This is a genomic window from Streptomyces sp. NPDC053048 (assembly GCF_044547045.1).
GTDB lineage: Bacteria > Actinomycetota > Actinomycetes > Streptomycetales > Streptomycetaceae > Streptomyces.
Genome location: NZ_JBITZS010000010.1, coordinates 49,738 through 68,921 on the forward strand (window position 1 = coordinate 49,738; position 19,184 = coordinate 68,921).

Annotated in this window: 16 protein-coding genes and 1 riboswitch; of the genes, 7 read left to right on the forward strand and 9 right to left on the reverse strand. The window is 70.9% G+C overall.

The window, feature by feature from the left end:
* Window positions 1–134 precede the first annotated feature (134 nt).
* The 4 genes from ACIG36_RS26030 to ACIG36_RS26045 form a co-directional block, all read right to left on the reverse strand.
* Entirely contained in the window at window positions 135–1,640 is a 1,506-nt protein-coding gene (locus ACIG36_RS26030) for a glycoside hydrolase family 3 protein (protein ID WP_399932463.1), read from the reverse strand.
* Window positions 1,641–1,650: 10 nt separating this feature from the next.
* Entirely contained in the window at window positions 1,651–2,511 is an 861-nt protein-coding gene (locus ACIG36_RS26035) for a carbohydrate ABC transporter permease (protein ID WP_399932466.1), read from the reverse strand.
* Complete coding sequence (locus ACIG36_RS26040) at window positions 2,508–3,488, reverse strand: carbohydrate ABC transporter permease (RefSeq protein WP_399932468.1); 981 nt, start codon at window positions 3,486–3,488, stop codon at window positions 2,508–2,510. Before ACIG36_RS26040 ends, ACIG36_RS26035 begins: the two co-directional genes overlap by 4 nt.
* Before the next feature lie 106 nt (window positions 3,489–3,594).
* Window positions 3,595–4,863 (reverse strand): extracellular solute-binding protein, encoded by a 1,269-nt coding sequence (locus ACIG36_RS26045; RefSeq protein ID WP_399932471.1) that lies wholly within the window; start codon window positions 4,861–4,863, stop codon window positions 3,595–3,597.
* Window positions 4,864–5,108: 245 nt separating this feature from the next.
* Here ACIG36_RS26045 and ACIG36_RS26050 point away from each other — a divergent pair, with 245 nt between their 5' ends.
* Together ACIG36_RS26050 and ACIG36_RS26055 are read left to right on the forward strand one after the other, a co-directional pair.
* Window positions 5,109–5,873: a GntR family transcriptional regulator gene (locus ACIG36_RS26050; protein WP_399932474.1), complete on the forward strand. Its 765-nt coding sequence runs from the start codon at window positions 5,109–5,111 to the stop codon at window positions 5,871–5,873.
* A gap of 210 nt (window positions 5,874–6,083) precedes the next feature.
* Entirely contained in the window at window positions 6,084–6,587 is a 504-nt protein-coding gene (locus ACIG36_RS26055; RefSeq protein ID WP_399932477.1) for a hypothetical protein, read from the forward strand.
* A gap of 58 nt (window positions 6,588–6,645) precedes the next feature.
* On the opposite strand, the gene ACIG36_RS26060 is transcribed toward ACIG36_RS26055, so the two are convergent.
* Entirely contained in the window at window positions 6,646–8,130 is a 1,485-nt protein-coding gene (locus ACIG36_RS26060; protein WP_399932479.1) for a SulP family inorganic anion transporter, read from the reverse strand.
* Between the two features lie 34 nt (window positions 8,131–8,164).
* A complete protein-coding gene (locus tag ACIG36_RS26065; protein WP_399932482.1) occupies window positions 8,165–8,773 on the reverse strand; it encodes a carbonic anhydrase in 609 nt (202 codons plus the stop codon).
* Between the two features lie 439 nt (window positions 8,774–9,212).
* On the opposite strand from ACIG36_RS26065, the gene ACIG36_RS26070 reads away from it, so the two are divergent.
* From ACIG36_RS26070 to ACIG36_RS26090, 5 genes are all read left to right on the forward strand, one after another.
* The gene (locus ACIG36_RS26070) at window positions 9,213–9,482 is read left to right on the forward strand and encodes a DUF3311 domain-containing protein (RefSeq protein ID WP_399932485.1); all 270 of its coding nucleotides are present in this window, start codon (window positions 9,213–9,215) and stop codon (window positions 9,480–9,482) included.
* Window positions 9,479–11,110, forward strand: a complete 1,632-nt coding sequence (gene mctP, locus ACIG36_RS26075; RefSeq protein ID WP_399932488.1) for a monocarboxylate uptake permease MctP — start codon at window positions 9,479–9,481, stop codon at window positions 11,108–11,110. The genes ACIG36_RS26070 and mctP overlap by 4 nt, the downstream gene beginning before the upstream one ends.
* A 172-nt stretch (window positions 11,111–11,282) precedes the next feature.
* A riboswitch (cobalamin riboswitch) is annotated at window positions 11,283–11,440 on the forward strand.
* Between the two features lie 160 nt (window positions 11,441–11,600).
* Window positions 11,601–13,979, forward strand: a complete 2,379-nt coding sequence (locus tag ACIG36_RS26080; protein WP_399932491.1) for a ribonucleoside-diphosphate reductase subunit alpha — start codon at window positions 11,601–11,603, stop codon at window positions 13,977–13,979.
* Window positions 13,979–14,992 carry a ribonucleotide-diphosphate reductase subunit beta gene (locus tag ACIG36_RS26085; protein WP_399932494.1) on the forward strand — a complete coding sequence of 338 codons (1,014 nt, stop codon included), beginning with the start codon at window positions 13,979–13,981 and terminating at the stop codon, window positions 14,990–14,992. Before ACIG36_RS26080 ends, ACIG36_RS26085 begins: the two co-directional genes overlap by 1 nt.
* 117 nt (window positions 14,993–15,109) lie before the next feature.
* Window positions 15,110–15,466 (forward strand): YciI family protein, encoded by a 357-nt coding sequence (locus tag ACIG36_RS26090; protein WP_399932497.1) that lies wholly within the window; start codon window positions 15,110–15,112, stop codon window positions 15,464–15,466.
* Window positions 15,467–15,534: 68 nt separating this feature from the next.
* Here ACIG36_RS26090 and def read toward each other — a convergent pair whose 3' ends face one another.
* From def to ACIG36_RS26105, 3 genes are all read right to left on the reverse strand, one after another.
* Window positions 15,535–16,191, reverse strand: a complete 657-nt coding sequence (gene def, locus ACIG36_RS26095; protein ID WP_399932499.1) for a peptide deformylase — start codon at window positions 16,189–16,191, stop codon at window positions 15,535–15,537.
* A gap of 90 nt (window positions 16,192–16,281) precedes the next feature.
* Window positions 16,282–17,274, reverse strand: a complete 993-nt coding sequence (locus ACIG36_RS26100; protein WP_399932503.1) for a tetratricopeptide repeat protein — start codon at window positions 17,272–17,274, stop codon at window positions 16,282–16,284.
* Window positions 17,275–17,499: 225 nt separating this feature from the next.
* The gene (locus ACIG36_RS26105; protein WP_399932506.1) at window positions 17,500–18,786 is read right to left on the reverse strand and encodes an HD-GYP domain-containing protein; all 1,287 of its coding nucleotides are present in this window, start codon (window positions 18,784–18,786) and stop codon (window positions 17,500–17,502) included.
* Window positions 18,787–19,184: the final 398 nt, after the last annotated feature.

The following is a 19,184-nucleotide window of genomic DNA, read 5'->3' on the forward strand; positions in this document are numbered from 1 at the left end:
CGGCGGGCGGGGGGGGGGGCCCCCCGCCCGGGGGGGGGGGGCGGGGGCCCGGCCCCGCCCCCCCCCCCCCCCCCCCCCCCCCCCACGGCGAGAAACCCCCACGACCTGTCCGGCGGTGCCGAACGCGCCGCGGGCTAGGCCCCCGCGATGACCTCCGCGGCAGCGGCCCCGCACACGCGGGCGGCTCCGTGTGTGGCGATGTGGAGCGCACCGCTCGGCGGGGCCTCGTTGAGGCCCATCTCCACCACGACCGTCTCCGGGCGGGCGGCCAGCAGCGTGCCCAGGGCGCGGGCCATCCACGGATGCCGGTGGACATCGCGCACCACGGCCACGATCCGCCGCTCCCCCGCCGCCCGCAGGACCTCCTCGGTACCGGCAGACTCCGGCCCGTACGTCCCCGTCAGGGTTCCCGGCAGCAGCCGGGCCAGCTCGGCGCCCACTCCCCACGGCGTCTCGTCGCCGACCGCGATGTTCGCCAGCGGCGTGAAGGCGGCGACGTAGGCGGGAGCCGTCAGCGGCTCGTGCCCGGCGGCCGCCGTCACCCGCAGGGCGCGGCGGGCCGCCGTCAGGCCGACCTCCGGGGCGGGCGCGGTCCCCTCCTCACGTCCCGCGCCCGGCCCCGTGGTCCAGCGCGCCAGGGCACGCACCCGTGCGGCCGCGTCGGCGAGCCGCTCCTCGGGCAGTTCCCCGGAGCGCACGGCCGCGACGAGCGCGTCGCGCAGCCGCAGCACCGTGTCCTCGTCGGCCAGGCCGCCGCCGACGCAGATGGCGTCGGCGCCCGCGGCGAGGGCCATGACGCTGCCGCGTTCGATGCCGTAGGTCGCGGCGATGGCCCGCATCTCCATGCCGTCGGTGACGACGAGGCCGTCGAAGCCGAGGCCGCCGTCCGCGACGGGCGCACGCAGCAGGCCGTGCAGGGCGGCCGGGCTGAGGGTCGCGGGCAGGGCGTCGTCCAGCGCGGGCAGCAGGATGTGGGCGCTCATCACGGCCTTGGTGCCGGCGGCGACGGCCGCGCGGAAGGGCACCAGTTCGCGCTCGCGCAGCGTCGCGAGGTCGGCGTCGATGCGCGGCAGCGCGTGGTGGGAGTCGACGGCGGTGTCGCCGTGCCCGGGGAAGTGCTTGGTGCAGGCGGCCACGCCGGCGGACTGCAGGCCCTCGACGTAGGCGGCGGTGTGCCGGGCGACCAGGTGCGGGTCGGCGCCGAAGGACCGTACGCCGATGACCGGGTTGTCCGGGTCGGAGTTGACGTCGGCCGAGGGCGCCCAGTTGAGGTTGACCCCGCACTCCGCCAGGCGGCGGCCGAGCTCGCGGGCGACGGCCCGGGTCAGCGCGGTGTCGTCGACCGTGCCGAGGGCGAGGTTGCCGGGGAAGGAGGAGCCGGTGCGGACCTCGAGACGGGTGACGTCCCCGCCCTCCTCGTCGATGGCGACGAGCATGTCGCCGCGCTCGGCGCGCAGCTGCGCGGTGAGGGCGGCGAGCTGTTCGGGCGAGGCGATGTTGCGGCCGAAGAGGCCGACGGAGGACAGGCCCTCGCCGATCCGGCGCAGCAGCCAGTCGGGGGCGGTGGTGCCCGTGAAGCCGGGCTGGAGGACGGTGAGGGCGTCGCGGGTGAGCGTGCCCTGTGAGGTGAGCGTCGTCATGTCGGTAGGGCTAGCCCTTCACTGCGCCGGACGTAAGACCGCCCACGGCCTTGCGCTGGAGGATGACGAAGAGGACGAGGATGGGCACGGCGAAGAGCGAGGAGGCGGCCATGGTGGCGCCCCAGTCGTCGCCGAAGGTGGTGCGGAAGCTGGTGATCCACAGCGGCAGGGTCTGCGCCCCGGCGTCCTTGTTGAGGATCAGGACCATCGGGAACTCGTTCCAGACGGTGATGAAGCCGAAGAGCGAGGTGGCCATCACGCCGGGGGCGAGCAGCGGGAAGATCACCCTGATGAAGGCCTGGACGCGGGTGCAGCCGTCGACCATGGCGGACTCCTCCAGCTCCTTGGGCACGGCGGCGACGTAGCCGCGCAGCGTCAGGACGGTGAAGGGCAGCACCATGACGGTGTAGATGGCGGCGAGCGGCGCCAGGCTGTTGAGCATGTCGGCGTCGCGCACGATCATGTAGTAGGCGATGACCATGACCTCCCAGGGGGCCATCTGGGCCATCATCATCACCAGGATGAAGCCCTTGCGGCCGCGGAAGCGCATGCGCGCGACGGCGAAGGACGCCAGCAGCGCGATGACCAGCGACAGCCCGACCGCGATCGCGGTGACGGTCAGGGAGTTGCCGACGAACGTCCAGAAGCCGTCGGCCTCCATCGCCCGGGTGAAGTGCTCGAACGTGGGGCTGGTGGGGAACCAGACGGGGGTGTCGGCGACGATGTCCTTGTTGGCCTTGAAGGCCGTGGAGAACATCCAGTAGACGGGGAAGGCGAAGCCGATGAAGAGGACGACGGCCGCCGCCCCCGGCCAGACGCGGCCGAGCAGCGAGCCGGAGCCCGCCCGGCGGTTGAGGGCAGAGGGCTTCACAGCTCGTCCTCCTCTTGCTTGAGAACCAGGCGCAGGTAGTACGCGGTCAGGGCCAGCAGGATCACGATGGTGAGGATGGAGATGGCCGCGCCCATGCCGAAGTGCTGGCTGCCCATGCCCTCCTGGAAGGCGTAGACGGGCAGGGTCTCGGTGAGCCGGTCCGGCCCGCCCTCGTTGATCGCGAAGACCTGGGTGAAGGCCTTGAAGACCCAGATGACCTCGAGGAAGGCGGTGGCGAGGAAGAAGGGCTTGAGGAAGGGGAAGGTCACCGAGGTGAACTGCTTCCAGCTGCCCGCGCCGTCCAGGGAGGCCGCCTCGTAGAGCTCCTTGGGGATGGTGGTGGTGGCCGCGTAGAGGTTGATGGCCACGAAGGGCACCGACTGCCAGACGAGCAGCACGGTGATGACGAAGAACGTCGACAGCTGGCTGCTGGTCCAGCTGTAGCCGGCCATCGCGTGCCAGCCGAGCTTGTCCAGCAGGTGGTTGACGACGCCGAAGCGCTGGTCGAACAGCCACTGGAAGACGGTGGTCGCGGCGACGACGGGCATGGCCCAGGCCAGCACCAGGCCGAGCGAGAGCAGCAGCCGCAGCTTGGTGCCGAGGCGGGCGAGCAGCAGCCCGGTCAGGCAGCCGACCACCATGATCAGGACGACGTTGACGGCGGTGAAGACGACCGAGCGGCCGGTGACGGCCCAGAAGTCGGAGCTGCCCAGGACCTCGGAGTAGTTGTCGAAGCCGATCCACTCGGTGACGTGGCGGATCAGCTGGCGCCGGTTGAGTTCCTGGAAGGACAGCAGGCCGTTCTTGACCATCGTCCAGCCCAGCAGCAGCACGGTGAGGACGGCCGTGGGGAGGATCAGCAGGTAGGGGACGGCTCCGGCGGCCCGGGTCCGGCCGGCGCGGGGCGGCGGGGCGCCGCCCCTGCCGGTCCGGGGTGCCGGCTCGGCGGCCGTCACCTCTTCGATCTGCGCTGACATCGTCGTCCGCCTTCTCCCCTGTGCAAGCCTGTGCAAGTTGTCGAACGGTGTTACGTGGTGCGCGCCCGGGTGCGCGTACGGGCATACACGCACCCGGGCGGCGGGGTCACTGCTTCTGGCTGAGGCGCTTGTTCATGTCGGCCTCGACCTGCTTGGCGGCGTCCTCCGGCGACTTTCCGTTCAGGACGGCCGTCATATAGGCCTTGATCGGGTTCGGCGCGTTCTCCACCGCGGCCCACTCGGCGATCAGCGGGGTGGTGCCGCCGCCCTTGGCGGCGGGGGCGGCGGCCTCGGCGGCGGCGTTGCCCTTGAGGTTGCCCAGCAGGGAGTCCTTGTTGGGGATCGAGCCGACCTCCTTGGCCAGCGCGCCCTCGTGCTTGTCGGACAGCGCGATCTTCAGGAACTCCTTGGCGAGGTCCTTCTTCTTGCTGCCCTCGGAGACCGCGAGGTTGGAGCCGCCGAGGAAGACGCCCTCGGGCTTGCCGGCGCTCTCACCGGGGATGGTGAAGTAGCCCAGGTCCTTCTCGATCTCCGGGTTGGCCTTGACGGCGGTGGCCGCCTCCCAGCCCATGCCGATGAAGGCGCCGGTCCTGCCCTTGGCGAAGACGTCGGCCTGCTGCGGGGTGGCCTCGTCCTTGTCCTTGGGGGCCTTGGAGAACGACTGGTACTTCTTGTAGAGGTCCATGGCCTTGGCGACCTTGGGGTCGGCGAGGTTGGACACCCACTTCTTGCCGTCCTTCTTCACCAGGTCGGCTCCGGTGCCGATGGTCAGGCCGTCGAAGAAGTACCAGTTCTGGCCGGGCAGGTAGAGCGGCTCGGCGTCGCCCTTCTTCTGGATGGCCTCGAGGTCCTGGAAGAACTCGTCACGGGTCCTGGGGGTGTCCTTGATGCCCGCGTCCGCCCAGATCTTCTTGTTGTAGATGACGACGCGGCTGGCCGCGTACCAGGGCGCGGCGTACTGCTTGCCCTCGAAGACGGCGGGCTTGTTGAGGGAGTCGGTCCAGTCCCCGCCGATCTCCTTCTTCAGGTCGTCCAGCTCGGCGAGCCCGCCGGTCTGGGCGTAGGAGGGGGTCTGGGTGTTGCCGATCTCGATGACGTCCGGCGGGCTGGACTCGGAGAGGGCGGTGGTGAGCTTCTGCTGGATGCCGTCCCACTTCTGGACCTGGATGTCGAGCTTGGCCCCGGTCTTCTGTTCGAACTCGGCCTGAACGGCCTTCGTCCAAGCAGGCGGATTCGAGCCATCCATGAACCAGACGGTCAGGCTCTTGTCCTTGCCGCCGTCGCCCGATCCCTTGTCACCGTCGCTGGACCCACAGGCAGCAACACTCACCAACATGGCCGCGACACCCGTCGCCGCTATGAGCCCTCGCTTCACAGCACTCTCCTCAAGGACCGAATGTGGTCTTTAATGGTTTAGACCAGTGCCCGCAGCTTGGCCTAGACCTTTTGGGGTGTCAAGGGTGTATAAGAGTCGCTGTCGGCTCCGTTACCGGACCGACACCTCGAGGTCGACCTGGGCGTCTCCGGGCTCCTCGGGCTCTGCCCGTGCCACCATGTGACCGCTATAGACGGAGGAGCCGGGTGACGGCAGCAGGATCATCGGAGTCGGGAAGGCACGCCATGGCGACCGAGGGCGGTACGGAGAGCGGCGGCGCCGCGGCGGGCGCGCGCATCGCGCGCGTCCCCAAGTATTACCGGCTCAAACGGCACTTGCTGGAAATGACCGAAACCATGCCCCCCGGCACTCCGGTCCCGCCGGAGCGCACGCTGGCGGCCGAGTTCGACACCTCACGCACGACCGTACGCCAGGCCCTGCAGGAGCTGGTCGTCGAGGGCCGCCTGGAACGCATCCAGGGCAAGGGCACGTTCGTGGCGAAGCCCAAGGTCTCCCAGGCGCTGCAACTGACCTCCTACACGGAGGACATGCGGGCCCAGGGCCTCGAGCCCACCTCCCAGCTGCTGGACATCGGCTACGTCACGGCCGACGACCGGCTCGCCGGGCTCCTCGACATCGCGGCGGGCGGGCGCGTCCTGCGCATCGAGCGGCTGCGGCTGGCCAGCGGCGAGCCGATGGCCATCGAGACCACCCATCTGTCGGCGAAGCGCTTCCCCGCCCTGCGCCGGAGCCTGGCGAAGTACACCTCGCTCTACACGGCCCTGGCCGAGGTCTACGACGTCCATCTGGCGGAGGCGGAGGAGACGATCGAGACCTCCCTGGCCACCCCGCGCGAGGCCGGCCTGCTGGGCACGGACGTGGGCCTGCCGATGCTGATGCTCTCCCGCCACTCGCTGGACGCCCAGGGCGACCCGGTGGAATGGGTGCGCTCGGTCTACCGGGGCGACCGCTACAAGTTCGTGGCCAGGCTGCGGCGGCCTGCGGACTGAGGGTGCGTGGGCCCGGCCGGGGGTCCGGGGGTTGCCCCCGGGAAGACACAGCGTGGCCAGGCTGCGGCGGCCTACGGACTGAGGGTGCGTGGGCCCGGCCGGGGGTCCGGGGGTTGCCCCCGGGAAGACACAGCGTGGCCAGGCTGCGGCGGCCTGCGGAGTAGGGAACCCCGAGGGCGAAACCCAGCCAAAGGCCCGTACCGTAGCGGAATGAGCCAAGCAGTCGATGCGGTCGACGCCGCCGCCATCGCCCTGAACGAGGGTTCCTGGATCCCTTCCGACTACGAACTGGGCCTCGCCCGGGAGTTCTTCTCCCGCCGTGAGGGGCTCGAACAGCGCCTGCTGCCGGGCATGCCCGCGTGCCCCGACCCACAGGGCTGGGTGTCCCAGCACGTGCTGTGGCTGGAGGACGTGGCCCGTCTCGCCGACGAGCTGGTGGCGTCGTGGCGGGACTGGCTGCCGGGCAGTCATATGGTCGCCGTGCTCGGCGCGTACGGGACGCTGGCCCGCTCGGTGGTCCCGCTCGCCGTCCAGCTCGGCCGGGCGTGGGAGGCCGAGTGGTCCGGTCCCATAACGCAGCAGGAGACCGCGTGGTGGGAGGACTGGCACCTTCCGCCGGAGCAACGGCACCAGATCGACGCGCTGACCGAACGCCTGGTCCGCGTCGGCTCCCTGATGGTCTGGGCCGTCAACAGCGGCGAGGCCACCCACTGAACGAACGAGGCGGCGGCCGCACCCCGGTGCCGGGATGCGGCCGCCGCCGGCGGATCCGCTACGCCGCCGGTGTCAGCTGCGCGTGCCGCAGCCGGACGGGTTCGGTGTCGGCGTCGTTGTGCCGGGCCGCCCAGTTCTCCAGCGCCGTGCGGCACGCGTGGTCCACGTGGCGCAGGGGCGTCAGGTCGAGCTCGATGGGCCGGTCCTGAGGAAGGGCCTCGAGCGTCTCCAGGATGCGGGGCAGCCGCAGGAACGTGGCGTTGCCCGACAGGGTGACGGTCATCCGGCCGTCGGTGAGTTCACGGACGTCGACCTGGATCTTCGAGGTCTCCCACGCGGACTTCACCACCGCCAGCAGCAGACCGAGGACCACGCCCTCGAACATGCTGGTCGTCACGATGGCGATGGCCGTGATCCCGAGGATCACCGCCTCGCCCCGGTGCTCGCGCCACAGCGGGCCGATCTCCTTGACGGGCACCAGCTTGCAGCCGGCGTGGACCAGCACGCCCGCGAGCGCCGCGAGCGGGATGACGCCGATGGCCGCCGGGAGCAGGACGGCGAACAGCAGCAGCCAGCCGCCGTGCAGCACCCGGGAGAGCGGGGTCTTCGCGCCGGCCTGGACGTTGGCCGCGCTGCGGACGATGACGGCCGTCATCGGCAGGGCGCCCAGCACGCCGCAGAGCGTGTTGCCGACGCCCTGGGCGAGCAGTTCCTTGTCGTAGTGCGTGCGCGGACCGTCGTGCATGCGGTCCACGGCGGCCGCGCTGAACAGGGACTCGGCGGAGGCGATGAGCGTGAAGGCGAGGACGGTGCCGAGCACGGCGACGCTGCCGAGCGACGTCAGGTCGTTCATACCGGGCGGCTGAATGGCGTCGAAGAGCCCCTTCACCTCGACGTTGGCGATGTCCAGGCCACCGGCCGCGGTGACGGCAGTGGCCAGGGCGACCGCCACCAGGGGCGCGGGCACCAACTGGGCCTTGCCCGGCAGCTTCTTCCACAGGACGAGTACCGCGATGGTTCCCGCGCCGACCGCGAAGGCGGTCAGGGCGGCGCGGTCGGTGGCGATGTCCACGGCGAGGCCCGGGACGCCCGCTATCTTCTCCAGGCCCGAGCGCGGCTGCTTGACTCCGGCCATGGTGTAGAGCTGGCCGAAGAGCAGGACGAGGCCGATGCCGGCGAGCATGCCGTGCACGACGGCGACGGAGATGGCCCGGAACCAGCGACCGAAGCGCAGGGCGCCCAGGGCGAGTTGGAGCAGCCCGGTGACCAGGACGATCGCGCCCAGCATGCCCAGACCGAACTCGCGGACGGCCTCGAAGACGAGCACGGTCAGGCCGGCGGCGGGGCCGCTGACCTGGAAGGTGCTGCCGGGCATGGCGCCCACGACGAGACCGCCGACGATGCCGGTGATCAGGCCGAGTTCGGCGGGCACCCCGGACGCCACAGCCACGCCGACGCACAACGGCAGGGCCACGAGGAAGACGACGAGTGAGGCGAGCGCGTCCTGACGGAGGACGGCTGGTTGCTTGAGAGCGGAGAACATGGGTGAGGGTCCTTGGGGTTCGCGGCCAGGTGGTTCACAGAGGGCCGAACGGCAGGGAGCCGCTCTCGGGCCGGTGCACGCTTACCGCTCCCGTGTGCACCTCGTAGTACCACGCGTGCAGCGACAGCAACCCGTCCTCGACGCGCTCACGGACGCAGGGGTAGTCCCGCAGGGTCTTCAGCTGGTCGATGGCGTGCCGCTGCACGGCCTCGGCCATGTCCGGGGAGTCCTTGTCCGCGGCGCGGGTGTGGGCGTCCGCCGGGACGGCGCGCTCGAGCCAGCCCTGGACCGCGGGTACGGAGGAGAGGTCATCGCCCCGGACGACGGCGCTCACGGCGCCGCAGTGGGAGTGTCCGCAGACGATGATGTCGCGGACGCCCAGCACGCGGACCGCGTACTCGATGGTGGCGGTCTCGCCGGCGGGGTGGTCGCTGCGGTACTCGGGGACGATGTTGCCCGCGGTACGGAGCTCGAAGAGTTCGCCTGGGCGCGCGCCGGTGATGAGCGACGGCACGACGCGCGAGTCGGAGCAGGTGATGAACAGGGTCTCCGGTGACTGGCCGGCTTCGAAAGCCCGGAAGCTCTCGGCGTTCTCGGCCACGTGGGTTGCGAACGATCGGGCGTTGTCGATGAGCGACTTCATGTTGGCCTGCCTCCTGCGCCCCTTGGGTTCCCGTACGGGGCGCGGTGTGTTCAAGTCAGCATTACGGATGTGAGCGCGCCAGTGCATGGCTGCGCTGACCGCCGTGCATCCAATCGTGCACGAAGGTCGAGACAGCTACTTTACCTGCACGTTACCCTTCGGTGACAGGTAAATATTTCATCAAATAGGGCTCGCGGGAGGTCACTTGGGGCGCACACCGCGCCCATCACCACCGTGACAGCGCCCACATGTGACCCAACCGTCAAACGGACGCTTTACTTCCTGCCGAGCCGGACACACCAAGGTTCCCCACAAGGGCATCTGACGAACCATCGGTGTTGTCGTTCCGATATGCGGATAGGGGGTGACGGTTGCGGGGAGCCTCGCCTAGATTTCGTGCGCATTACGCAAGTGATCGCACAGGGGACGGAGTCACCGCATGTCGGAACCACCCGAGCGGCCCGCCGAGGGCGCCCGCAGACCGGTCGTGACCGTGCCGTTGGTCGTCGCGGGGGTGTGCCTGGCCATCCCCTTCGTGGCGATGCTGTGGGTCGGCTCCTACTCCCGGCTCACACCGGCCTTCATCGGTATTCCCTTTTTCTACTGGTACCAGATGCTGTGGGTCGTCATCTCGACACTCCTCACGGTCGTCGCCTATGTCATCGTCCGCCGGCACGACGCCGCGCGCCGGGGCGGTGAGGGACGGTGAAGGACGGCGTGAACGGCGTGGCGCTCGCCGTCTTCCTCTTCTTCTTCCTGGCCGTCACCGTGATGGGCTTCATGGCCTCCAAGTGGCGGCAGGCCGAGAACGCGGACAACCTCGACGAGTGGGGACTGGGCGGGCGCTCCTTCGGCACCTGGGTCACCTGGTTCCTGCTCGGCGGCGACCTCTACACCGCGTACACCTTCGTGGCCGTCCCGGCGGCCATCTACGCGGCCGGTGCGGCCGGGTTCTTCGCCGTGCCCTACACGATCATCACCTATCCCCTCGTCTTCACCTTCCTGCCACGCCTGTGGTCGGTGGCGCACAAGCACGGCTATGTCACCTCCTCCGACTTCGTCCGTGGCCGGTTCGGTTCCCGTGGACTCTCCCTTGCGCTGGCTGTGACGGGGATCCTCGCGACAATGCCGTACATCGCCCTGCAACTCGTCGGCATTCAGGCCGTACTGGACGTCATGGGCGTCGGGGGCGGCGAGAACACCCACTGGTTCATCAAGGACCTGCCGCTGCTGATCGCCTTCGGCGTGCTCGCGGCCTACACCTACTCCGCGGGGCTGCGGGCGCCCGCGCTGATCGCCTTCGTCAAGGACACGCTGATCTACATCGTCATCATCGTGGCGATCATCTACATCCCGATCCGGCTGGGCGGCTTCGACGACATCTTCGCGAAGGCCGGTGACGCGTTCGCGGCCGAAAACCCGGCAACGGGCAAACCGCGAGGCTCCCTCGTCACCGGCGCACAGGCGCAGTGGGCGTACGCCACGCTCGCGCTGGGTTCGGCGATGGCGCTCTTCCTCTATCCCCACTCGGTGACGGCGGTCCTCTCCAGCAAGGGCCGCAATGTCATCCGCCGCAACACCACCATCCTTCCCCTCTACTCCCTGATGCTCGGCCTGCTGGCGATGCTCGGCTTCATGGCCCTGGCCGCCGGGGTGAAGGTGAAGAACGGACAGCTGGCGATCCCCCAGCTGTTCGAGGACATGTTCCCGGACTGGTTCACGGGCGTGGCGTTCGCCGCGATCGGCATCGGGGCGCTGGTCCCGGCGGCCATCATGTCGATCGCCGCCGCAAATCTGTTCACCCGCAACATCTACAAGGACTTCCTCAAACCGGACGCCTCTCCCGAGCACGAGGCGAAGGTCTCCAAGCTCGCCTCCCTGCTGGTCAAGGTCGGAGCGCTCGTCTTCGTCCTCACCATGGACAAAACGGTCGCCATCAATTTCCAGCTGCTCGGCGGCATCTGGATCCTGCAGACCGTCCCCGCGCTCGTCGGCGGCCTCTTCACCCGCTGGTTCCACCGCTGGGCCCTGCTCGCGGGCTGGGCGGCCGGCATGGCCTACGGGACCTGGCGGGCGTACGAGACGCCGAGCGCCACCCAGGCCCACTTCGGGAACACCAACCTCATCCCCCTCATCGGCGAGAAGGGCTACATCGGCCTCACCGCCTTCGCGCTCAATGTGATCGTCGTCATCGTCGCGACCTTCCTCCTGAAGGCCCTCCGCGCGCCGGACGGCGTGGACGAGACGAAGCCGTCGGACTACACGGCCGACGCCGGCGACCCGGGCGTGAGCCGGGACCTCCCCCCGGCCACCGCGGGGGCCCCTGGCGGCCACTGACCCCACCCTGGCGGGCCCGTCCGCCCCGCCTCCACCAAGAGGGCCGTCGCACCCCCGTCCAGGGGCTGTGGCGGCCCTCTGCCGTGCGTGTCCGTACCCTTGTGGAGGCCTTACGGAGCCCGCCCGTTAGCACATTCCGCGACCGTCTCATGACGGGACGACACAACATGTGGGGGCGCGTGCGGAGGGCGGCACTAGATGTATGCTCATCCTCGCTGATGTCGCAGGGGAATCCGGTGGAAATCCGGAACTGTCCCGCAACGGTGTATGTGTGCGCATATACCCAGCGCACCTGTAGTCCGAGGACCTGCCGTCAGCCGCCCACCACCGAGCCTGCCCTGGGCTCGGCCATGGGCGTTGAATTCGTCCGGGCCCCGCGGGTTGGGCCGACGGACGCCTACGCGGCATGCCCCGGTCCGGTCGGCATGCCCGTACGCGACCGTCGCGCTCTCCCGCCCGGCCCACCCAGCCGAGCGAGGGAGAGCCACACGTGACCATCGCGCCCGCAGATCCGGTTTCAGCGAACGCGGAGGCGAGCGGCGGTCCCGGGACCGCGCTGCTGCGCACCCTGACCGATCTCACCGCAGATCTGCCTTCCACCGACCCCGGCAAGGTCGCCGCCGCCGCGCTGCGCGGCCGCAGCGCCGCGTCGGACGAGGCCGAGCTGCGCTCCCTCGCCACCGAGGCCGCCGCCGGCCTGATCTCGGAGGAGCCGGAGTACTCCCGGCTCGCCGCCCGGCTGCTCACCCGCGCCATCGCCGACGAGGCGGCCGGCGAGGGTGCCACCTCTTTCTCCGCCTCGGTCGCCACCGGCCACCGCGAGGGCCTGATCGCGGACGAGACCGCCGCGTTCGTGGCCGCGCACGCCGAGCGCCTGGACGCCCTGGTGGACGCCGCCCTCGCCGGCGGCGCCGACGACCGCTTCGGCTACTTCGGCCTGCGCACCCTGCACAGCCGCTACCTGCTGCGCCACCCGATCACCCGCAACGTGATCGAGACCCCGCAGCACTTCCTGCTGCGCGTGGCCTGCGGCCTGGCCGAGGACCACTCCGAGCGCGCCCTGGACGACGTCGCCGAGCTCTACCGGCTCACCAGCACGCTCTCCTACCTGCCGTCCTCCCCCACGCTGTTCAACTCCGGCACCCGCCACCCCCAGATGTCGTCCTGCTACCTGCTGGACTCCCCGCTGGACGAGCTGGACTCGATCTACGACCGCTACCACCAGGTGGCGCGCCTGTCGAAGCACGCGGGCGGCATCGGCCTGTCGTACTCGCGCATCCGCTCCCGCGGCTCGCTGATCCGCGGCACCAACGGCCACTCCAACGGCATCGTGCCGTTCCTGCGCACCCTCGACGCCTCCGTCGCGGCCGTCAACCAGGGCGGCCGGCGCAAGGGCGCGGCCTGCGTCTACCTGGAGACCTGGCACGCGGACATCGAGGAGTTCCTGGAGCTCCGCGACAACACCGGTGAGGAGGCCCGCCGCACCCACAACCTCAACATCGCGCACTGGATCCCGGACGAGTTCATGCGCCGCGTCGAGGCGGACGCCGACTGGTCGCTGTTCTCCCCCGCCGACACGCCGGACCTGGTCGACCTCTACGGCGACGAGTTCGACGCCGCCTACCGCCGGTACGAGGCCGAGGGCAAGGCCGTCAAGCAGATCCCGGCCCGCGTGCTCTACGCCCGGATGATGCGCACCCTCGCGCAGACCGGCAACGGCTGGATGACGTTCAAGGACGCGGCCAACCGCACCGCCAACCAGACGGCCGAGAAGGGCGCGGTCGTCCACTCCTCGAACCTGTGCACCGAGATCCTCGAGGTCACCGACGACGGCGAGACCGCGGTCTGCAACCTGGGCTCGGTCAACCTGGCGCAGCACCTGGGCGCCGACGGCGAGATGGACTGGGAGAAGCTCGACCGTACGGTGCGTACGGCCGTCACCTTCCTCGACCGCGTCGTGGACATCAACTTCTACCCGACCGAGCAGGCCGGCAGCTCCAACAGCCGCTGGCGCCCGGTGGGCCTGGGCCTGATGGGTCTGCAGGACGTCTTCTTCCGTCTGCGCCTGCCCTTCGACTCCGCCGAGGCGAAGGCCCTGTCCACCAAGATCTCCGAGCGGATCATGCTCGCGGCGTACGAGGCCTCCGCCGACCTCGCCGAGCGCAACGGCCCGCACCCGGCCTGGGCCGCGACCCGCACCGCCCGCGGTGTGCTGCACCCCGACCACTACCCGAACGCCGTCCCGGCCTGGGCCGAGCGCTGGGAGGCGCTGCGCGCCCGCATCGCCGAGGTCGGCATGCGCAACTCGCTGCTGCTCGCCATCGCCCCGACGGCGACCATCGCCTCCATCGCGGGTGTGTACGAGTGCATCGAGCCGCAGGTCTCCAACCTCTTCAAGCGCGAGACGCTCTCGGGTGAGTTCCTGCAGGTCAACACCTACCTGGTGGAGGACCTCAAGAAGCTCGGCGTGTGGGACCGCACCACCCGCGACGCGATGACGGACGCCAACGGCTCGATCCAGGACCTGAAGTGGATCCCGCAGGAGGTGCGCGACCTGTACCGCACCGCCTGGGAGATCCCGCAGCGCGCCCTGATCGACATGGCCGCGGCCCGTACGCCGTACCTGGACCAGAGCCAGTCGCTGAACCTCTTCATGGCCTCGCCCACCATCGGCAAGCTCAGCTCGATGTACGCGTACGCCTGGAAGCAGGGCATCAAGACGACGTACTACCTGCGCTCGCGTCCGGCGACCCGGATCGCCCGGTCGGCCAGTGCGGCCGCCACCATCCCGGTGCAGCAGGTCGCGCCCGACGCGGACGCCATCGCCTGCTCCCTTGAGAACCCCGAGTCCTGCGAGGCCTGCCAGTAATGAGCTCCACCGAGAAGAACCTGCTCGACCCGGGCTTCGAGCTGACCCTGCGCCCCATGCGGTACCCGGACTTCTACGACCGCTACCGCGACGCGATCAAGAACACCTGGACCGTGGAGGAGGTCGACCTCCACTCGGACGTCGCCGACCTCGCCAAGCTGTCCCCGGGTGAGCAGCACATGATCGGCCGCCTGGTCGCGTTCTTCGCGACCGGCGACTCGATCGTGGCCAACAACCTGGTCCTGACGCTGTACAAGCACATCAACTCCCCCGAGGCGCGGCTGTACCTGTCGCGGCAGCTCTTCGAGGAGGCCGTGCACGTCCAGTTCTATCTGACACTGCTGGACACCTACCTGCCCGACCCGGACGACCGCGCCGCCGCCTTCGCGGCCGTGGAGAACATCCCCTCCATCCGGGAGAAGGCCCAGTTCTGCTTCAAGTGGATCAATGAGGTCGAGAAGCTGGAGCGGCTGGAGACGAAGGCCGACCGCCGTCGCTTCCTGCTCAACCTGATCTGCTTCGCGGCGTGCATCGAGGGCCTGTTCTTCTACGGCGCCTTCGCCTACGTGTACTGGTTCCGCTCCCGCGGCCTGCTGCACGGCCTGGCGACCGGCACCAACTGGGTCTTCCGCGACGAGACCATGCACATGAACTTCGCGTTCGAGGTCGTGGACACCGTCCGCCAGGAGGAGCCGGACCTCTTCGACGAGGAGCTCCAGCGCCAGGTCACCGACATGCTCAAGGAGGCCGTGGAGGCCGAGCTGCAGTTCGGTCGCGACCTGTGCGGCGACGGCCTGCCGGGCATGAACACCGAGTCCATGCGCGAGTACCTGCAGTGCGTGGCCGACCAGCGTCTGCAGCGCCTGGGCTTCCCGCCGGTCTACGGCTCGGAGAACCCTTTCTCCTTTATGGAGCTGCAGAACGTCCAGGAGCTGACCAACTTCTTCGAGCGCCGCGCGTCCGCGTACCAGGTGGCGGTCGAGGGCACCGTCGCCTTCGACGACGAGTTCTGATCGGCGCGGTCTGACCGACGAGTTCTGATCCCGGCGGGGTAATTCTCCCGCCGTACGGCATCGCGTGTCTGCTGTCCGGGAATCCAGTGCGGATCCGGAAGAAACAGGAGACACGCGATGCCGCGTTTTGTGATGATCGTCAAGGCGAGCGAGGAGTCCGAGGCCGGCGTGCTGCCGACCAAGGAAATGATCGCCGAGATGGGGAAGTACAACGAGGAGCTCGAGAAGGCCGGCGTGATGCTCGCGGGGGAGGGCCTGCGGGCCTCGTCCGAGGGGGCCAGGGTGACCTTCTCGGGCAGCGGCCAGGTCGTCACCTACGGGCCCTTCGTCCCGGCGAACGAGCTCGTGGCCGGATTCTGGGTCATTCAGGTCAAGGACCGGGACGAGGCCATCGAATGGGCCCGGCGGGTGCCCTTCCGGGACGGCGAGATCGAGATCCGCCAGGTTTTCGAGGCGTCGGATTTCCCGGACTGAATACGTGATACGCGTGTGGGGCGGCACCCCTTTCGGAGTGCCGCCCCACACGCGTTTCACTCGGAAATTCAGTCGTTGGCGACGACCGGGTAGCGCGGCGTGCCGTCGGCCATCTGCCGCAGCGCGTCCTTGCGGTCGCGCTTGGAGAGACGGTCGATGTAGAGGTAGCCGTAGAGGTGGTCGGTCTCGTGCTGCAGGCAGCGCGCGAAGTAACCCGTGCCCTCGACGGCGATCGGGTTGCCGTGCATGTCCTGGCCACGGACGACCGCGTAGTCCGGGCGGGCCAGGGAGGCGTAGGCGGTCGGCACCGACAGGCAGCCCTCGTTGGAGTCGTCGAGGATGCGGCGCTCGGCCGGCAGCTCGTCGAGGACGGGGTTGATCACATGGCCGACGTGGCGCACGCCCTCGTCGTCCGGGCAGTCGTAGACGAAGACCTTCAGGTCGACGCCGATCTGGTTGGCGGCCAGGCCCACGCCCTCGGCGGTGCGCTGGCTGGCGAACATGTCGTCGATGAGCTGCGCGAGGCTCTGGTCGAACTCGGTCACGTCCTTGCACTCCTTGTGCAGGACCGGGTTGCCGACGACGGTGATCGGCCGGGACGTGCCGCGCTCCCGGTGCGCGAGCTCACGCGCCTCGCAGTCCTCGGTGTCCACGATGAACTCACCGGATGCGGTCGACTCGTTCGCCTCGTCGTTCACGGGCTGGTCCGTGTCTTGCTGCGCCATGTCCGCCGTATGCCTCTCTCACAACCCGAAAGCAATATCTTGCCCTGAATCCACTGGGTCTCTACAGGGTACGGGGGCCGCGGAGGCCGCTCAGCAGACCTCTTCGAGATCCCGCCATTCACGGGTGTCGGGGCTGTCGGCGACCCAGCCGTCCAGCAGACCGCGCACCAGCCCGGCCGGCGCGGCGATCCCGCACTCGCGCTCGGGCACCCACAGGGAGCCCGAGCCGGTGCCGGCCGTGCGGTGGCCGAGCGGGCCGGGGTGGCCCGGCTCGCTGTGGTCGTGCGGGTCGAGGTGCTCGCCGTCGCCCTCGTCGCTGGGCATCCGGCTCTCCGAGCACGTACGGCACAGCAGGCGCACGGAGGAGGACCAGTCCTCGGCGGCGAAGCCGGCGTCGGCCGCCAGCCGCTCCAGGGCGTCCCGGTCGGCCTCGGTGGCGGCCTCCAGCAGCACCACCCAGGTGGGCACGGGCGAGGGGGCCCACAGCTCGATCTCGTCGAAGACAGGGTAGGAGGGCCCGGCGGCGGTGACGCGTTCGCCGTGCGGGACGCCGTCGTGCAGGACGACCTCGCCCCAGCGGCGGCCGGAGGACGGCAGCGGGATGGAGAGCACCTCGATCCGCGCCGGGTCGAGCCGGCGGCCCCAGACGACCTCCGCCTCGCCCTCCGGCGAGAGCCGCACCGCCGCGCTGCCCAGCTCCATGCCGGCCGGCTCGCCCGCCGGGCCGCCGTCGCCGGGCACCCGCAGCCCGTACGCCTGCCAGGCGCGGCGGGCCAGCGGCCAGTCCTGCAGGGCGGTCGCGGCGATGCCCACGTTCCACCAGTCGGGAGCGCCGGTCTCACGGTCCAGCAGCGCCACCGCGCGCAGGCCGGCGGCGCGGGCCTGCTCCCAGTCGTGCCGGAACTTGTGCAGCAGCGCGAGGTTGAACCACGACTCGGAGAGCCATGGCTCCATGTCCGCCGCGCGCGTCAGCAGCGCGCCCGCGTCCTCGTACCGGCCGTCGCCGATGAGTGTGAAGGCACGGTCGGTCGCCTGCCGCCACGAGGCGGAAGGCCGGTGCCGTACCTTGCCGAAGATCCTCACGATTCCCGCCTGCCGGTTTCTGCGTGTTCTGCGTGCCACCACGCCGGATGGACCGGGCGGCGAGGGCCGCCCTCTCCGGCCTCCTTGCCGACGACAGCGCGCACGACACCCCCCGATTTCCGCTTTCTCGCCATTCTCTTCGTCTCTTCGCATCCAACCATGCCCCTTCGGACGCCCGCTCATTACCCGTGGGTTCGGCGGTCCAGTCCGGGTTCGCCCGTGCTCTTACGGGCCCGGTGGTGCGGGACGGCCGCGCGCGAGCACCGTCGCGAGCGCCTCCACCACCCGGGGCTCGTGGTCGCGCGCGGTGGCCAGACGGAGGCGTTCCAGGGCGCGCAACGGGCCGCACGCCGGGTCGGCGGCGAAGTCGTCGTAGGCGTTGACGGTCCGCACGATGCGGGCCGTGAGCGGCTGGTCCCGGTAGGCGTCCGCCTGCCGTTCGACCACCAGTGCGACGTCCGGGGACACGCCGGTCTGCCGGACGACCGCGCCGCCCAGCAGGGCGAGGCGGCGGCGCTCCTCGGCGGGCAACGGCTCGGTCGCCCCGGCCGGCAGCGGCTCCACGAGGGAGAGCTGGCCGACGTCGTGCAGCAGTGCCGCGTGCTCCACGACGGCCAGGTCCACCCCGGACAGCCCCAGCTCCCGGCCGACCGCCCCGCCGAGCGCGGCCACGCGCCGGGCGTGTCCGGCGGGGGTGTAGCCGGCGATCTCGGTGGCCCGCGCGAGGGAGGCCACGGTCTGCCGGCGGGTGGCCCGCACGGCCTCGTAGCGGTGGATGGACAGCTGGGTGACCAGCAGCGGGAGGCAGAACACCGGCAGGGCCCAGAGCCCGCCGACGGCCACGGCCAGCGCCATGACGACCCCGGTGGCGCCGATGGCCGAGCCGACGCCCGGCAGCGCCCTGAGCTCCTCGCGCAGCACCGGCCCGTACGGCCCGCCGCCGGTGCGGGCCCGGGTGAGGGCCGCGGCCAGGACGGCGTCGCACAAGGCGGTCAGGGCGAGGAGCAGCAGCAGGAGCAGCGGGTGGTAGGGGCTGTGGACGTGGCCGTGCAGTGGCTGGAAGCAGACGGCGGCGAACCCGGCGTTCAGCACCCGGCGCGCGAGCCGGTCGAGCGCGGGCGGACGGCCCACCGCTCCAGCGAGGGTGGCGCCGAGCACGACGGCGACGACCTGGGGCGCGCCGTGCGAGGCCGGCTGTCCGCCGACCTCGCCGAGCAGCGCGTAGGCGAGGGTCCCGGCGGACCCCACGGGCGCGGTCTCCCGCGCCCCCGCGCCGGCTCCGCGCGGCCTGCGCCGGGCGGCCTCCCCCAGCGCGATGAGCACCCCGTACGCCAGTGCCACATGCGGCTGGGCCACGCCGCGCCAGGCGGTCCACACGAGGGCGGCGAGCGCGGTGAGCCCGGCGACGACGTGCACACAGCGCACGAGCGAGAGCCCGGCCCCGAGCCGCGGACCGGCGCCCCCGCCGGGGGCCCGTCCCCCGGCCTCGTACGCTGCCCTCGCTGCACGCATGCGTGGCGGGAGCCCCTCGGCAGGGGCTGGGCCCGCCGGCGCGAGCTCGTGGGCACCGCCCGCGGTACGCGCGCGTGGCAGGCGGCTCCCGGGGTCGGCGACCTGCGGGGCCGTCGGTGCGCCGGGTGGGGGCAGGGCGCAGCGGGCCCGGCCCTCGGGGCCGGTGCGGCAGGGCCCCGCCGGCGCGTCGGTGGGGGGCCGGGCGGCGGGGACGGCCTGCGCGGCGGGCGCGTATGCGTCCGTCACGTCCGTCGCGCCCGGCGCACAGCACTCGAGCACCGTGGCCGTCCGGGCGCACGGGGCGCGGCCCTCGGGTGGAGCGCCCGGCGCGTCCGAGGGCGCCGGTAGCGGGGCGTCGCCGTCCGGCGCGGGCCCCGGGGGACACTCGGGCGCGTCGC

Bases quoted from the DNA above. Each gene is read 5' to 3' on its own strand.
- ACIG36_RS26030 (WP_399932463.1), bottom strand. From the start codon at position 1,640: ATGACGACGCTCACCTCACAGGGCACGCTCACCCGCGACGCCCTCACC.
- ACIG36_RS26040 (WP_399932468.1), bottom strand. From the start codon at position 3,488: ATGTCAGCGCAGATCGAAGAGGTGACGGCCGCCGAGCCGGCACCCCGG.
- ACIG36_RS26050 (WP_399932474.1), top strand. From the start codon at position 5,109: ATGGCGACCGAGGGCGGTACGGAGAGCGGCGGCGCCGCGGCGGGCGCG.
- ACIG36_RS26055 (WP_399932477.1), top strand. From the start codon at position 6,084: ATGAGCCAAGCAGTCGATGCGGTCGACGCCGCCGCCATCGCCCTGAAC.
- ACIG36_RS26060 (WP_399932479.1), bottom strand. From the start codon at position 8,130: ATGTTCTCCGCTCTCAAGCAACCAGCCGTCCTCCGTCAGGACGCGCTC.
- ACIG36_RS26065 (WP_399932482.1), bottom strand. From the start codon at position 8,773: ATGAAGTCGCTCATCGACAACGCCCGATCGTTCGCAACCCACGTGGCC.
- ACIG36_RS26070 (WP_399932485.1), top strand. From the start codon at position 9,213: ATGTCGGAACCACCCGAGCGGCCCGCCGAGGGCGCCCGCAGACCGGTC.
- ACIG36_RS26085 (WP_399932494.1), top strand. From the start codon at position 13,979: ATGAGCTCCACCGAGAAGAACCTGCTCGACCCGGGCTTCGAGCTGACC.
- ACIG36_RS26090 (WP_399932497.1), top strand. From the start codon at position 15,110: ATGCCGCGTTTTGTGATGATCGTCAAGGCGAGCGAGGAGTCCGAGGCC.
- def (WP_399932499.1), bottom strand. From the start codon at position 16,191: ATGGCGCAGCAAGACACGGACCAGCCCGTGAACGACGAGGCGAACGAG.
- ACIG36_RS26105 (WP_399932506.1), bottom strand. From the start codon at position 18,786: ATGCGTGCAGCGAGGGCAGCGTACGAGGCCGGGGGACGGGCCCCCGGC.